This window comes from Aneurinibacillus tyrosinisolvens (genome assembly GCF_001015055.1).
In the GTDB taxonomy this organism is placed as follows: domain Bacteria; phylum Bacillota; class Bacilli; order Aneurinibacillales; family Aneurinibacillaceae; genus Aneurinibacillus_A; species Aneurinibacillus_A tyrosinisolvens.
Window position 1 is genome coordinate 45,310 of sequence record NZ_BBWZ01000014.1, and the last position, 15,384, is coordinate 60,693.

The following is a 15,384-nucleotide window of genomic DNA, read 5'->3' on the forward strand; positions in this document are numbered from 1 at the left end:
GAATGATGTAAAGAAGCCATGGAAAGTTTTTAAACTTTCCATGGCTTCTTTTTAACTCATAAAATTAAAATAGAGCTTTGCTTTCTTCAGGCTGGTACAATGGTGTACTTAAGTACCGCTCTCCGGTATCTGGAATAATGGCTAATACCTTTTTCCCTTTTCCTAATTCCTTCGCTACCTTAATCGCTGCAGCAATCGCTGCTCCGGACGAGATTCCTGCTAAAATTCCTTCTTCTCTTGCTACTTTTCTTGCATATTCAAAAGCTTCATCATTTGTAACCTGGATGATTTCATCATACAGACTCGTATTTAAAATATCGGGAATGAAATTTGCCCCAAGACCTTGAATTTTGTGTGGTCCTGGTTTTCCTCCGCTCAAAATAGGGGAATCAGCAGGCTCAACCGCATATAGTTTAATAGCCGGATATGCCTCTTTTAAAACTTCTCCAGCGCCGGTAATCGTTCCGCCTGTTCCAATCCCCGCCACAAATGCATCTAACTGATCTCCCATTTGCTCTACAATTTCTTTTCCTGTTGTATTGCGGTGAACCTGCGGATTGGCTTCGTTTTGAAATTGCTGCGGCATAAAATACCCATGTTTTTCTGCTAATTCTGCTGCCTTTTGAACGGCGCCTTTCATTCCTTCACTTCCAGGTGTCAATACAAGCTCTGCTCCGTAAGCACGAAGTAAAGTGCGGCGTTCTACACTCATAGTATCCGGCATTACGAGGATAGCGCGATAGCCTTTTGCTGCAGCTACCATAGCGAGTCCAATTCCTGTATTCCCGCTTGTCGGTTCCACAATGGTACCGCCTGGTTTTAATGTACCTTTCTTCTCAGCATCTTCAATCATAGCGAGTCCAATGCGGTCTTTAACACTGCTGCCTGGATTCATGAACTCAAGTTTTAAATAGATGTCGGCTGCATTCTCATCTCCAAGTTTGTTCAATTTTACAACTGGGGTTTGTCCGATTAATTCTGTAATAGAGTTTGCTACGCGTACCATTCTGCCACTCCCAATTCCGATTAAATTTATTGGATTTATATAAAACTTATCAATAATTTTCTAAATTGTCAATGTGCAAAGGCAGTCCCTTTAAATTATAAGGGACCGACTTTTTTTCTTTTAGAACAGGATGGATAAAAGCTCTGGGGCCAATATAGGCATTAATAAGGCAGAAAGCACCATACCCAGCATTCCCATGGTTCCTTCCAGCTCTCCCCACTGCGCAGCCCGGGCAGCTCCTACCATAGAAGCAGCCGTACCTAAAGCCAATCCTCTCGCCATCTTATTTTTAATCCCCATCCAGCGAAGAATGATAGGGCCGATTAGCATTCCGATTACAGCCGTCATCATGGTGAAAACTGCCGTGAGTTCTGGTAGCCCGCCAAGGGTATGGGAAACAGACACTGCCATGGGTGCGGTAACGGATTTAGGAGCTAAGGATGCAATCGTAGACAGACTGAAATGAAAAAGGCGGGATAATCCAATGACAAAAAGGATACCAGAACATGTACCGATGAAAACACCTGTTAAGATTGTAAAAATATATTGTTTTAATACGGAGGCATATCTATATATAGGGATAACCATCGCCAATTGAAGAGGACCAAGAAAAAAGGTAAGGGGTTGTGCAGCTGATCGGTAGGTGGGATAGTTAGTATGGGTCAACCATAAGATTAAGATTAGGAGAGCTGGACAGAAAAAAACGGGGCTGCTCCATGTATAGGGTAATTTTTTATGCACCCTGCATCCTACAACATAGGTGACCGATGTAAGAATGATCCACATTATCATGTGATATAGCATCATTTTAGTTCCCTCCTTTTTTTGCCCATCATGGTGATTAAGGCTGTAGAAATCAGCACGAAAGCCGTGCTTATCACAACGGTAAACATCAAATGCCATCCACCCTGCTGTAAAACGCCCCAATATTGAACAATCCCCACAATAACAGGGATAAAAAACAGCATCATATGACGGGAAAAGAACTGGCTCGAACGTTGTAAATGTTCCGGTCTTATTACCTTCGTTACAAGAAGCAGAAGCAGCACCCCCATACCGATAAGTACAGGCGGAACCGGCAGCGGTAAAAGATAACTAAACAGAACACTAAGTTGGTATAAAATACAAAGGAAAATCATCTCCAGTAAGAGTTTCATGTGGCGCTCTCCAATCTCTTTAGGATTTCTCCTACCTGGGACAGCTGAAATGGATTCACATGCCACCCCTGTATAAATGAATGTTTTTGATACTATTTAGCATACAGGGTTGAGGTGAAGATTACTGTTTGTATGTAAGATTTTATTGCATGATTTTTTACTTGTTTTCTATAAAAATGTAGTATGCTAACCTATACATAGTACGTAATACAGGAAAGGAAGAATGGCGAAGTGAGAGCCTTAAGAGATGCTGAAGTAGAAGATTTGCGACGGATTATCAACAGGATTAAAGACCCGAGTCCGAGTACGTTTGACAACTTTGAGGAAAGATTTAGAGAACACTTTTCAGTAGAGCCGAATTCCGACGCGGCGTACCGGGTTGCAGACTTTATCTTTGATAAAGGAATTGCCAAGTCGGAACAAGACTTGATGGGATGCAGCAATACCGCATTATGGGATGTGGCCCAATATATTAAAACAAAGCTGGCATAACGGACGAAGGACGTCCCAAAACAATAGGGGACGTCCTTATAAGGAAAATTGTTCAAAGTAGAGAAGGGGATGCGGCGTCAAGAAGAAAACTACAGGAGGAATATTTATGTTTCAATTTCTTAGATCTTTCTTTCTTAGAAATCAGGGGAGCAAGAGCCTGCCGGGTAAAATTGATTTGCCGGCTCCTCCTGACCAAATCCAATTTCAACCCGGAATCATGGCGTATCCCATTTTGAATTTACTCGATGATTCCTTTCCGCTTGAATATCAAACGAATATTATCCGCAGAGTTTCCGAAGAACATCCACAATGGTCACTCAACAGCTGCCGTGTCTATATGTATGAGTTTAAATGCTTCTTCATCCTTGCCAGCCTTTTTAAGGAAGTGGATATGTATAGCGCGGAAGTAGATGGGATCTGGCATACAGCCTTATGTTTACAAGAGAGTACGAATCACTGTGTCATTCTTTTGCCGGTGAAATGATTCATCACGCTCCACATACATCTGATAACAAACAACCTTCTTTTTCATTACAAAAAAGAACACAATTCCTTCTTTTCTACAATACGTTGTTTCCTGCAGAGGAGGGGCAGGTAAACCGAATGATTTGGAACATGGACAAAAAAGAACAGGTAGATATGCAATGGATGGAATGGGTAAGCAAACAGACTCCTGAAAAAATGACAGAGCAATATATACGTCCACAAGCAGTTGAAATATTTGGCGAGGACGTGATCACAAACATCCTCACGCTTATGATTAATAGCTTGCAGGACTTCTTTCTTCGTGTTGCGGAAAAAGGAAAGAATAACGTAATGCCCAGCAAACGCCGCCCATATTCTCCAAATAAGTCATCATCAAAAGACGATGCAAGTATGGATATTCTCTCGTTTGCATTTTTAGCCCAATGGGCCATAGATGACGATAAGTCCCATCATCATTCCCATATGAAGCACACACATCATGACACATCGGCACCAACAACGAATCATAGCCATCATTCAACCCACCATACCCACTCATCCTGTACGAGTCATTCATGCAGTTCTAGCAGTAGTAGTTGCAGTTCCTGTAGTTCTTGTGGCTCTTCTTAAAAAATTGATAGGTTTCTAAAGAAACATTAAAATGATGCTATATATTAAGAGCAGGCCACCGCAAGCTAGTCCACTTTTCCATTGCCCCACTCCGCAATGTAGACTTTGCGGTCCTGCCTTCCCCATTTTCTCGCTTGAGTTTTCGAACCTACGAAAACGTCCAATTTATTTCCGCGGATCGCTCCTCCGCGGTCTTCAACTACGTAAATACCAGGCAATCCCTCAATCCTTACCTTTGTTCCCATTGGAATATGTCTGCTCGCTGCAATGGTACGTCCCGCTCTGGCTTTTTTGCCGCTTGCGGTTCTGCCGCCAGCCGTTCCCTCTTCGCGAGAGGCGGTATAAGCTGAAATATTGGCTACAAATGAATAGGCAGCCCGCTGTTTCAGTGATGCTCTTTGACTTGTAGCAGTTGTTCTTTTCTTCGCCGTCGTTTCCTTAACAACAACCGAGCTTTTCTTGGATCTGGTTGCTTGATGCCTTTTTCTATGCTGAGCCATTTCTTTAACAACTACTGGGCTTTTCTTTAATGATTTTTGTTTTTTGATTGTGACTAACTTTTTTTCCAGCATTTCCGTTTTCTCTTCATTGAGAGACTCTTTCTCGGAAAGTGTAGATAGATTTACCATTGCCGGTTTTGGCGCAGCCTCTAAAACGCTTCGTCCTAAAGCTGGATTCTTTTGTTTTCCTCCCACTTGGTTGCTGCTTTGAGCACAAGAAACAGTGAACAGTAAGCCCATTAACACAAATAAAATGACTCCCATGGCTGCACGACCTTTTAGTATCATCTTATTCTCCCTTCGTCATCATTTTTATCGGCTGACTATACGACAATACGGCTATATTTTCTGAGTATATGTCGTCCATATAGAAATCATGCCGATATGAATCAGAGAAGCGCTTCGAAAGAGGGCAGATTTGCGGCAAGCATGGGTGTTATCTCTTATTTTCAGGGTATTACTATAGTATCTCTTATTAAGGGCACAACTCAGATTAACTATGTGGAGGAGATAGGGTGAATCGTAGTGGTGCAGCTAAGTCGATGAACAAAAAAACAAACAAAGCGTTGCGGAAATCTGCACAAGCCTCTTTGAGAGGAGAGAAACGTGGATTTAAACAAATTCTGCCTTTTTTAGGACCAGCCTTCATTGCAGCTGTTGCCTATATTGATCCAGGAAACTTTGCCACAAACATAACAGCGGGTTCTAAATACGGCTATATGCTCCTCTGGGTGATTGTTGCAGCCAATTTAATGGCGGCTCTTATCCAATCGATGTCAGCAAAATTAGGTATAGCGACGGGAAAAAATCTTCCGGAATTATGCGGAGAACACTTCTCAAAATGGACATCTATTTTTCTATGGATTCAAGCCGAACTTGTTATCATAGCTACTGATTTAGCTGAATTTATTGGCGCTTCATTAGGATTGCATTTGCTTTTTGGTATTTCGTTAGTGCCGGCCGCACTATTAACTGCCGCAGGTTCATTTGCTATTTTGGAGATGCAAAGAAAAGGGGTTCGGTCACTGGAGGCTATCATTTCCGGGATGATTTTCGTTGTCGTGCTTGCTTTTGGACTGCAGGTTTTTTATGCAAATCCAGAACCAGGCTCCATTCTCCATGGCATGTTTATCCCAGAATTTAAAGGAACAGATAGCATCCTGCTTGCAGCTGGAATTCTAGGTGCAACGGTCATGCCACACGCTATCTATCTCCATTCTTCTCTAACTCAAAAAAGGATTATTGGAGAAAATGAAAAAGAACGGAAGAAGATTTTTCGCTTTGAATTGCTGGATATCATCATTGCTATGCTGATTGCTGGTGCAATCAATGCCAGTATGGTCATCGTCGCAGCTGCACTTTTTCATAAAAACGGGCTGTACGTTGAGGATTTAGATGTTGCCTTCCAGCAATTCGAAAATTTAATTGGCCCTATTCCAGCCATTCTCTTTGGCGTTGGATTATTATCAGCCGGTTTATCAAGTTCATCAGTTGGTACAATGACCGGAGATGTCATTATGCAGGGTTACATCAAAAAGCATATTTCCGTTTATGTACGACGGGTGATTACCATGATTCCTCCACTAACCATTATTATGGCAGGAGTTAACCCATCGAAGGCACTTGTGATAAGCCAGGTTGCTTTGTCATTTGGTATTGCCTTTGCGCTTGTGCCATTAATTATCTTTACGAGCAATGAAAAATTAATGAAAGGACTGGTCAATCACAGACTAACAACAACCGTTGCGTGGATAATTGCCGTGATTATTGTAGGATTAAACTTATTTTTACTTTATCAAACAATTTTTGGATAAACAAATCGAGTAGTCAGGTGAGGTTACATGTCTGTTAATAAAAAAGATATCATTCATTTGCTGGAAACGATTGCAATCTACATGGAATTAAAGGGTGAAAACCCATTTAAGGTTTCCGCCTTCCGAAAGGCAGCAGGAGCGTTGGAAACCGATGAGCGAAGCCTGTCTACGATAGATGAGTTCACTTCCTTAAAAGGAATTGGCAAGGGCACTGCGGCTGTTATTGAGGAGTATATCCATGAGGGAAAATCGACCGTTCTCGCAGAGCTGCAGGAAGAAGTGCCAGAAGGGCTGATACCGCTTCTGCAGCTTCCAGGACTTGGCGGAAAAAAAATCGCCAAGCTTCATAAGGAGCTTCACATTCATGATATGCATGATTTACAAGTTGCCTGTGAAGAGGGCAGAGTAAGACAACTTGAAGGATTTGGAAAGAAAACGGAAGAAAAGATTCTTGCCGCCATTCATGAAGCTGGGTCAAGGCCAGACAGGCTCCCGCTTGCCTTCATGATGCCTATTGCCGATGAAATCGAGGCTGTGCTTCGAAACATGAACGATGTCATTCGATACTCCAGGGCAGGGAGCCTCCGCCGGGTGAGGGAGACGATAAAGGATCTGGATTTTATCATTTCCACCGACAAACCCGCCTCGGTAAAAGAGCAGCTGCTCGCCCTGGCTGGCATCAAACAGGTCATCTCTGCAGGAGATACAAAAGTTTCTGTCATCCTTGGATACCAGTATGATGTCTCCGTCGATTTCCGAATCGTGGAAGATACACAATTCACCACCGCCCTCCACCATTTCACCGGTTCCAAAGAGCACAATGTAAGGATGCGCCAGCTTGCCAAGGATAGGGGCGAGAAAATCAGCGAATACGGGGTCGAGGTTGCTGAGACAGGTGAAATCCTTACCTTTGAAAATGAAGAGGCCTTTTTTGCCCATTTTGGCCTCCCGTTCATTCCGCCGGAAACGCGTGAGGATGGAACAGAAGTAGACCATTTCAAGGAACCTGGAGAGTTGATATCACTCCCTGACATCCAGGGGGATCTGCATATGCATACGACCTGGAGCGATGGGGCCTATACAATTGAAGAGATGGTTGAGGCCTGCAGGGCCAAAGGATATAAATACATGGCGATCACCGATCACTCGCAATACTTGAAGGTCGCAAACGGACTCACGGCTGAAAGATTGCATGAACAGAAAAGAATCATTCATGAGCTGAATAAAAAGTATCATGACATTACCATACTTTCTGGAATTGAGATGGATATCCTTCCTAACGGTTCGCTTGATTATGATGATGAATTATTGGCTGAAATGGATATCGTTATCGCCGCAATCCACTCAAGCTTTTCACAGCCGAAGGCATCCATTATGAAACGGTTAAAAAACGCCCTGCAAAATCCAAATGTCGATATTATCGCCCATCCAACGGGAAGAGTCATCGGAAGAAGGCCAGGATATGAAGTGGATATGGATATGCTGATCGAGCTTGCGAAAGAGACGGACACAGCGCTTGAGTTGAATGCCAACCCACACCGGCTAGACCTGGCAGCTCCTTATTTAAGGCAGGCCCAGGAGGCAGGCGTTACCATCGTTATCAATACAGATGCGCACAGTATTGATATGCTTGAAGATATGAAAATCGGCGTCTCTACGGCAAAAAAAGGCTGGATTAGGAGAGATTCCGTCTTGAATGCCAAAAATGCAGATGGTTTGATCGCCTTCTTAAAAAGAAATGATTCATGACGATTGCGTATGATAAAGCGGGGACTCATTCTCCGTTTTTTTATTTTTTCGGAAACACTACCCTTATACATTCCTGTATGGAAGAGAGGGTATATGGATGAATCAAACGACATATGCACGATATGAGACACAAAACGAGTGCGATAAACGCCTTCATCACTGGGTAGAGCAGCACCGGAAATACACTGGCACAGGAGCATGTGCAGAATATATTCCCGCGCTGCGGCATGCGGATCCGGGCGCCCTTGGGATCTGTATTATTGGACACGATGGAGAAATCATTAAGGGAGGGGAAGCAGATGTCACATTTACGATGCAAAGCGTGTCTAAAGTAATTAGCTTTATGGCTGTTTGTCTTGCGCATGGTATCCCCTATGTGTTGGAGCATGTAGATGTAGAACCAACCGGTGATCCATATAATTCGATTATACGGCTTGAGCTTAAAAAGCCCGGAAAACCATTTAATCCGATGATTAATGCAGGCGCGATTACGGTTGCCTCATTGCTTCCGGGTACCTCAAAAGAGGAAAAATTCTCAGGACTGCTTGATATGATGGAAATGCTGCTGGGGCGGCGGCCCTCGGTCAATCACAGTGTATTCATCTCTGAGCGGGAGACCGCCCATTACAATTTTGCGCTGGCTCATTATTTAAAAGCGGAAGGACTGCTGGAATGTGCAGTGGATGATGCGATCGATATTTACCTGAGGCAATGCGCAATCGAAGTTACGACGGAAGATCTGGCAAAAATCGGACTTGTGCTGGCCTGTGATGGATATGATCCGCTGCAGAGGAAGCAGCTCATTCCTATCAAGCTCGCCAGACTGACCAAAGCGGTCATGCTAACGTGCGGCATGTACAATGCTTCCGGGAAATTTGCCGCCTTTGTCGGTGCGCCGTCAAAAAGCGGGGTTTCCGGTGCGATTATGACCGCCGTTCCACCCAGGCAGCATAAGACAACACCGTTTCATAACGGATGCGGTATCGGTATTTATGGCCCGGCCATTGACGAAGCGGGTAACAGCGCTGCAGGAGTCAAGTTGCTTGAGCATATAGCAGCAGAGTGGGAGCTTAGTGTATTTTAATCTTTGTACACAAAAAGAGACAAAACGAGACACCCGTCTCATTTTGTCTCTTTTTTGCTGCCTTATAAATGGCTAAATTCCTCCTTTTTAGGCCATTTCCATTTTGGCGTGATGCTTGCATTATTGTATAGTGACTCAAAATTACGATAGGAGGCTGGAAAATGGAAACGATGCAAAGCAAAGAGATAGTATTATCTCAGGAAAAGGCGCATTGGATGTATAAAAAGATGCTGGAAATCCGCAAATTTGAAGACAGAGTACATGAGTTATTCGCACAGGGAATCCTCCCGGGATTTGTTCATTTATATGCCGGAGAGGAAGCAGTAGCCGTTGGGGTTTGTGCTCATCTTACGGATCAAGACAGTATTACCAGTACCCATCGGGGGCATGGTCATTGTATTGCTAAAGGGTGCGATTTAAACGGGATGATGGCTGAAATTTATGGAAAGGTGACAGGATTGTGTAAAGGAAAAGGCGGATCCATGCATATTGCGGATTTAGACAAAGGAATGTTGGGAGCGAATGGAATCGTTGGAGGGGGCTTCCCGCTGGCCTGTGGTGCAGCTTTAACCGCAAAGTATAAGAAAACCAAAAATGTAAGCGTTTGCTTTTTTGGAGATGGTGCCAACAACCACGGCACGTTTCATGAAGGTATCAACCTGGCCGCCATTTGGAATCTTCCCGTTGTTTTTGTTGCAGAAAATAACGGCTATGCCGAGGCCACACCGTTTACCTATGCTTCAAGCTGTAAGTCCATTGTTGATCGTGCGATTGGTTACAATATCCCTGGGATTCGAGTGGATGGAAAAGATGTAGTAGCCGTTTACCAGGCTGCTGAAGAGGCAGTCCAAAGAGCCCGCAGGGGAGAAGGACCAACATTGATAGAGTGTGTGACCTATCGCAATTATGGCCACTTTGAGGGAGATGCCCAGAAATATAAAACCGAACAAGAAAAGAAAGACCATTTGCAGGAGAAGGACGCCATTGTTCAATTTAAACAGTATTTGCTGAAACAGCAGCTGTTGGATGAACAAGAATTGACCATACTAGAATCTTCTGTAGAAGAGACAGTTAAAGAAGCGGTTAAGTTCAGTGAAGAAAGTCCATATCCAAACGATTCCGAATTGTTAACAGATGTATATGTATCTTATTAATTAGAAAATAGGAGGAATTCATAATGACAAGAACATTGAGTATGTCGGCTGCCATTAATGAAGCGATGAAGCTTGCGATGAGAAAAGATGAGAACGTCATTCTGATGGGAGAGGATGTAGCGGGCGGAGCCGAAGTTGATCACCTGCAGGATGAAGAGGCCTGGGGAGGCGTATTAGGCGTCACAAAAGGACTGGTTCAAGAATTCGGCCGCGAGCGAATTTTAGATACACCCATTGCAGAAGCAGGTTATATGGGAGCAGCCATGGCAGCTGCTTCAACAGGCTTACGGCCGATTGCAGAGTTAATGTTTAACGATTTTATCGGAAGCTGTTTGGACGAGGTGATGAATCAAGGGGCAAAGTTCCGCTACATGTTTGGAGGAAAAGCCCAGGTCCCTATTACCATTCGCACGATGCATGGAGCAGGTTTTCGAGCTGCCGCTCAGCATTCCCAAAGCTTATATGGTCTGTTTACAGCTATTCCGGGGCTAAAAGTGGTCGTTCCATCGACCCCTTATGATGCAAAAGGTTTGTTGCTTGCTGCTATTGAAGATAACGATCCCGTCGTCTTTTTTGAGGACAAAACCCTTTATAACATGACTGGAGAAGTGCCGGAAGGATATTACACAGTTCCGCTTGGAAAAGCGGAAGTGAAGCGGGAAGGTATGGATTTAACGATCGTTGCCATCGGCAAACAAGTTCATACAGCTTTACAGGCAGCTGAACAGCTAGCAGCTAAAGGAATCCAAATTGAGGTCGTGGATCCGCGAAGCTTATCACCGCTTGATGAAGAAACGATTCTTTCCTCGGTTGCCAAAACCAATCGACTCATCGTTATTGATGAAGCAAACCCAAGATGCAGCATTGCTACCGATATTGCAGCTCTCGTTGCAGACAAAGGTTTCGATTCGCTCGATGCGCCAATTAAGCGGATTACAGCACCGCATACGCCCGTACCGTTTTCGCCACCGTTAGAAGATATCTATCTTCCTACCCCAGAGAAAGTAATCAAAGTAGTCTCAGAGTTATTAGGGGAAGCATTCCCTCTCGGCGTATAAGAGAACGAAGATAGAAGGGAGAGAAACCGGATGGCTGTAGAAGTGGTAATGCCGAAATTAGGAATGGCGATGAAGGAAGGCACAGTAGCGTTCTGGAATAAGCAGGTTGGGGATTCGGTCGAAAAGGGAGAAGCGATCGCGAGCGTCAATTCAGAGAAGATTGAAATTGATGTTGAATCTCCAACGGAGGGAACGGTTTTGAAAATCACGGTACCAGAGGGGCAAGGCGTCCCCCCTGGTACCGTCATATGCTATATCGGAAATCCAAGTGAAGAAGTGATAACGAACGAAGCCAGCGTAGAGGAAAACAAGCCGCAAATTGAAATGAAAGAAGCGCAAAGGACAGATGAGCTACATGAGTCGTCCACCCTGCCGATTAGCAGGGACGATGCCAGAGTTAAAATTTCTCCTGTTGCCCGGAAAATGGCACAGACAGCCAACCTTGAGCTTGAGAATATTCAAGGTACAGGACCGGGAGGGAGGATTACAAAGGAAGATGTCGAGGAAGCAATTAAGAGTTCCCATTCACCGGAAGCAACGCCCGAGAAAAAAGAAGGGAATATCGTTAATCCGGTGCAATTAGAAGCGAAAGGAAACCAGGTTCCGGTAAGCGGAATGCGAAAAGTAATTGCAGCCCGGATGCAGGACAGCTTACGAAATAGCGCGCAATTGACCATCACAATGAAGGTCGATGTAACGGATTTAATAGCGCTGCAAAAACAAGTAGCCTCAGTCATTCAAAAACGTACTGAAGCTAAGCTGACAGTGACAGATTTTGTGGCCCGTGCAGTGGTTCTTTCACTAAAAGAGCATCCGCAAATGAACAGTGCTTATATAGAAGATACGATCCACTTTTTTGACCATATCCATCTAGGAATCGCGGTAGCTCTTGAGAAAGGGTTAGTTGTCCCGGTCATTCAGCATGCTGAAAGCTGCACAATACTGGAGTTATCCAAAAAAAGTAAAGAACTTGCTGCACGAGCCAGACAAGGGCAGCTTACCAGTGAAGAAATGCAAGGTTCCACTTTTACTATTAGTAATCTTGGCAGCTACGGGGTAGAGCACTTCACCCCAATCTTAAACCCTCCAGAAGCGGGAATTCTAGGGATTGGTGCTGCCTTTGATACTCCTGTATATATTGATGAAGAATTGAAAATAAGACGCATTCTGCCGCTCAGTTTAACTTTTGATCACCGTGTTCTTGATGGAGCCCCTGCTTCAACCTTTTTAAGAACAGTTAAACAGTATTTAGAAGAGCCGTTGACCATGCTTTTATAGAAAGGAGGAAATCCTTTGCCATCGATAGCGATTATTGGAGGCGGCCCTGCTGGGTATGTAGCGGCGATTACAGCTGCCCGGCAGGGAAACAAAGTGACTGTTATTGATCAGGGGCCATTAGGGGGAACGTGCTTAAATGAGGCTGTATGCCAACTAAGTCTTTATTGCAAAGTGCTGACACCTATGAGCTCGTGAAAAACGCAACACAGTTTGGTGTCAGCCTGCCATCTGGAACCATCGGAATAGATTGGAACGTCATACAACAGCGTAAAAATGGAATTGTCGCCACACTCGTTCAAGGCATTCAGTATTTAATGAGGAAAAACAAGATTCAAGTGATAAGAGGGGATGCGTCCTTTTTAACGAGTCATCGATTAAGTGTAAAGACCGACCACTCGCAAGAAGAGCTTGAAGCCAATGAAATCATCATTGCTTCAGGATCAGAACCCATTTCCCTGCCATGTGCACCTTTTGATGGTAAGTGGATTATCCATAGCGGCCAGGCGATGTCGCTTCCGTCCATTCCTTCTTCTCTTCTGATTGTAGGCGGTGGAGTGATTGGCTGCGAGTTTGCAAGCGTCTATAACCGAATGGGAACGAAAGTAACCATCGTCGAGATGGCGGAACAACTGCTGCCGGGTGAGGATGAAGACATCGCTTCTGTGCTACATAAGGAATTGGAAAGTCACGGTGTTATCATCCATACGTCGACTTCTGTTAGAGATTTGGATGCGGAAAAGAAGAAGGCAGTATTGGAAAACAACGAGGGCACTTATGAAATGGAAGCAGATTATGCACTCGTGTCGATTGGCAGAAAACCAAGAATAGCTGATCTGGGTCTGGAGAATATCGGAGTCGATTTTTCCAGACAAGGAATTAACGTAAATGAACGAATGCAGACGAACATTTCTTCTATCTATGCCTGTGGCGATGTCATTGGAGGAATCCAGCTTGCCCACGTTGCTTTTCATGAGGGAAACGTCGCAGCGTTGAATGCGTCTGGCTATGACGTAAAAGTAAATTACCGGGCTGTTCCCCGCTGTATTTATACCTCTCCCGAGATCGCCAGCGTAGGCATGACGGAAACACAGGCAAGACAGCGATACGGTGATATTAAAATAGGTGAGTTCCCGTTTTCAGCAAACGGAAAAGCTTTAATTTCTAACGAACGGATGGGAAAAGTAAAAGTAATCGTAGAGCCTCAATATAATGAAATCCTCGGCTTTTCGATCGTAGGGCCCCATGCTACGGAATTAATCGGCCAGGGGACCGTCATGATGCACGCGGAGATGACAACAGATTTTATCGAAGGGATGATCGCAGCACATCCAACATTATCCGAGTCCATTCATGAAGCATTACTAAGTGCCGTGGGGCAAGCCGTACATGTTTAAAAATTGTGCACCGTGAAAATGGATAGGTTTTGATTTCTAAGGAGGGCGTATTGGATGAATACAAAAGAAAAAATAGCGCTTGTCACTGGAGCAGGACGCGGAATTGGGCGTGCCATTGCATTGCGTCTTGCCCGGGACGATTTCAATGTAGTGCCTTACACAGGCGGCCGCACAGGAATTGGCGCAGTATGGGATTACAGTTAATGCGTACTGCCCAGGAATCGTGGGAACTCAAATGTGGGAATTGATTGACGAAAAAATGGGAGAATATATGAACTTGGAAAAGGGGCAAGCTTTTAAAAAGTTTTCTGAAAGCATTACACTAGGACGCCCTGAAACACCAGAAGATGTTGCGAAATTTGTATCTTACCTTGCTTCAGAGGACGCTGATTATATGACAGGGCAATCCGTAATGATTGATGGTGGAGTTATTTTTTCGTAAATGTTAAAACAATGAAGGATAGACAACTAATTACTATAAGGAGGGGAGAAAAGATGAAAGCTGCATTGTGGCACAACCTAAGGGATGTCCGGGTAGAGGATATAGCTGAACCTTCAGTTGGAAAGAATGACGTTAAAATCAAAGTTTCCTATTGTGGAATTTGCGGTTCTGATCTCCATGAATATTTGGCCGGGCCTATCTTTGTTCCCGTTGAGGAACCGCACCCAATCTCCAAAGATAAAGCTCCCATCATCATGGGGCATGAGTTTGCCGGTGAAGTAGTAGGAGTAGGGGAATCTGTCACAAGCGTCAAAGTAGGGGAAAGAGTATGTGTAGAGCCTATTTTAAGCTGCGGTAAATGTGCATCCTGCCAGAAAGGGCATTACAATGTGTGTGAACAGTTAGGATTTGTCGGGCTATCTGGTGGTTATGGCGGATTTGCAGAATACAGTGTAGTGCCAGCGAGCATGGTCCATAAAATTCCGGACCATATGACCTGGGAACAAGCGGCTTTGGTGGAACCTACTGCTGTCGCGGTACATGCCGTTCGTCAGAGTGGTTTGAAAATTGGAGATTCAGTCGCTGTGTTTGGTACCGGTCCAATTGGGTTGTTGGTGATTCAAGCAGCTAAGGCGGCGGGAGCCAGCCAAATTATTGCGGTTGAAGTATCCCCGGAACGCAGGGAAATCGCCAAACAAGTTGGCGCTCATGTGATTGCCAACCCACTGGAAGTGGATGTTGTTCAAACTATTAAAGAGCATACAAATGGTCTGGGTGTGGATGTAGCTTTTGAGGTGGCAGGAATTGAATCTACCATAAATGCTGCAATCGAATCAACAAGATCAGAAGGTAATGTAGTTAATATTAGTATATGGGAAAGACCAGCGGAGATCCCGGTAAACAATTTCATTTTAACGGAACGAAGGATGACCAGTATCATTGCTTATCGAAATATTTTTCCCCAGGTTATTCAACTTATTGCCAATGGTCAAATTCAGGCGTCAGAATTAGTAACCAGAAAAATCGATATAGAACACATCGTTTCTGAGGGCTTCGAAGCATTAACTCAAAGCAAAAACCAAATTAAGATTCTGGTAAATCCATCCTCTTGAAAATTTCTATTCATCTGAAAACCAAGGGAATTTAGTAGAGCTTCGCGTA

General features: G+C 44.2%; 15 protein-coding genes and 2 pseudogenes. 13 read left to right on the plus strand and 4 right to left on the minus strand.

Features of this window, described 5'->3' with window-relative positions; translation table 11 throughout:
• Positions 1–64 precede the first annotated feature (64 nt).
• From cysK to MBEAL2_RS14220, 3 genes are all read right to left on the minus strand, one after another.
• The gene (gene cysK, locus MBEAL2_RS14210; protein WP_047152950.1) at positions 65–1,006 is read right to left on the minus strand and encodes a cysteine synthase A; all 942 of its coding nucleotides are present in this window, start codon (positions 1,004–1,006) and stop codon (positions 65–67) included.
• Between the two features lie 120 nt (positions 1,007–1,126).
• Positions 1,127–1,813, minus strand: a complete 687-nt coding sequence (locus MBEAL2_RS14215; protein WP_047152951.1) for an LrgB family protein — start codon at positions 1,811–1,813, stop codon at positions 1,127–1,129.
• Entirely contained in the window at positions 1,810–2,163 is a 354-nt protein-coding gene (locus MBEAL2_RS14220) for a CidA/LrgA family protein (protein ID WP_047152952.1), read from the minus strand. Before MBEAL2_RS14220 ends, MBEAL2_RS14215 begins: the two co-directional genes overlap by 4 nt.
• A 231-nt stretch (positions 2,164–2,394) precedes the next feature.
• Between MBEAL2_RS14220 and MBEAL2_RS14225 the strand changes: the two genes are divergently transcribed.
• From MBEAL2_RS14225 to MBEAL2_RS14235, 3 genes are all read left to right on the plus strand, one after another.
• Complete coding sequence (locus MBEAL2_RS14225; protein WP_047152953.1) at positions 2,395–2,655, plus strand: hypothetical protein; 261 nt, start codon at positions 2,395–2,397, stop codon at positions 2,653–2,655.
• A 106-nt stretch (positions 2,656–2,761) separates the two neighbouring features.
• Positions 2,762–3,139 carry a hypothetical protein gene (locus tag MBEAL2_RS14230; protein WP_047152954.1) on the plus strand — a complete coding sequence of 126 codons (378 nt, stop codon included), beginning with the start codon at positions 2,762–2,764 and terminating at the stop codon, positions 3,137–3,139.
• Positions 3,140–3,258: 119 nt separating this feature from the next.
• On the plus strand, positions 3,259–3,750 hold the full coding sequence (locus MBEAL2_RS14235) for a hypothetical protein (RefSeq protein ID WP_047152955.1): 492 nt from the start codon (positions 3,259–3,261) through the stop codon (positions 3,748–3,750).
• 65 nt (positions 3,751–3,815) lie between these two features.
• On the opposite strand, the gene MBEAL2_RS14240 is transcribed toward MBEAL2_RS14235, so the two are convergent.
• Positions 3,816–4,538: a 3D domain-containing protein gene (locus tag MBEAL2_RS14240; protein ID WP_047152956.1), complete on the minus strand. Its 723-nt coding sequence runs from the start codon at positions 4,536–4,538 to the stop codon at positions 3,816–3,818.
• Positions 4,539–4,792: 254 nt separating this feature from the next.
• Here MBEAL2_RS14240 and MBEAL2_RS14245 point away from each other — a divergent pair, with 254 nt between their 5' ends.
• The 10 genes and pseudogenes from MBEAL2_RS14245 to MBEAL2_RS14285 all read left to right on the plus strand — a co-directional run bounded on the left by MBEAL2_RS14245 (position 4,793) and on the right by MBEAL2_RS14285 (position 15,335).
• A complete protein-coding gene (locus MBEAL2_RS14245) occupies positions 4,793–6,064 on the plus strand; it encodes an Nramp family divalent metal transporter (protein WP_047152957.1) in 1,272 nt (423 codons plus the stop codon).
• Positions 6,065–6,091: 27 nt separating this feature from the next.
• Complete coding sequence (gene polX, locus MBEAL2_RS14250; protein ID WP_047152958.1) at positions 6,092–7,813, plus strand: DNA polymerase/3'-5' exonuclease PolX; 1,722 nt, start codon at positions 6,092–6,094, stop codon at positions 7,811–7,813.
• Positions 7,814–7,910: 97 nt separating this feature from the next.
• The gene (locus MBEAL2_RS14255; RefSeq protein WP_047152959.1) at positions 7,911–8,897 is read left to right on the plus strand and encodes a glutaminase; all 987 of its coding nucleotides are present in this window, start codon (positions 7,911–7,913) and stop codon (positions 8,895–8,897) included.
• 161 nt (positions 8,898–9,058) lie between these two features.
• Positions 9,059–10,051 carry a thiamine pyrophosphate-dependent dehydrogenase E1 component subunit alpha gene (locus MBEAL2_RS14260; RefSeq protein WP_047152960.1) on the plus strand — a complete coding sequence of 331 codons (993 nt, stop codon included), beginning with the start codon at positions 9,059–9,061 and terminating at the stop codon, positions 10,049–10,051.
• A 23-nt stretch (positions 10,052–10,074) separates the two neighbouring features.
• A complete protein-coding gene (locus MBEAL2_RS14265) occupies positions 10,075–11,109 on the plus strand; it encodes an alpha-ketoacid dehydrogenase subunit beta (RefSeq protein ID WP_047152961.1) in 1,035 nt (344 codons plus the stop codon).
• 30 nt (positions 11,110–11,139) lie between these two features.
• Positions 11,140–12,387 carry a dihydrolipoamide acetyltransferase family protein gene (locus MBEAL2_RS14270; RefSeq protein WP_047152962.1) on the plus strand — a complete coding sequence of 416 codons (1,248 nt, stop codon included), beginning with the start codon at positions 11,140–11,142 and terminating at the stop codon, positions 12,385–12,387.
• A gap of 15 nt (positions 12,388–12,402) precedes the next feature.
• Positions 12,403–13,781: pseudogene (gene lpdA, locus MBEAL2_RS14275) on the plus strand (dihydrolipoyl dehydrogenase).
• A gap of 54 nt (positions 13,782–13,835) precedes the next feature.
• Positions 13,836–13,946: pseudogene (locus tag MBEAL2_RS31125) on the plus strand (SDR family NAD(P)-dependent oxidoreductase); the annotation flags it as partial.
• Between the two features lie 13 nt (positions 13,947–13,959).
• On the plus strand, positions 13,960–14,223 hold the full coding sequence (locus MBEAL2_RS14280) for an SDR family oxidoreductase (RefSeq protein ID WP_082129943.1): 264 nt from the start codon (positions 13,960–13,962) through the stop codon (positions 14,221–14,223).
• Between the two features lie 53 nt (positions 14,224–14,276).
• The gene (locus tag MBEAL2_RS14285) at positions 14,277–15,335 is read left to right on the plus strand and encodes a 2,3-butanediol dehydrogenase (protein WP_047152963.1); all 1,059 of its coding nucleotides are present in this window, start codon (positions 14,277–14,279) and stop codon (positions 15,333–15,335) included.
• Positions 15,336–15,384: the final 49 nt, after the last annotated feature.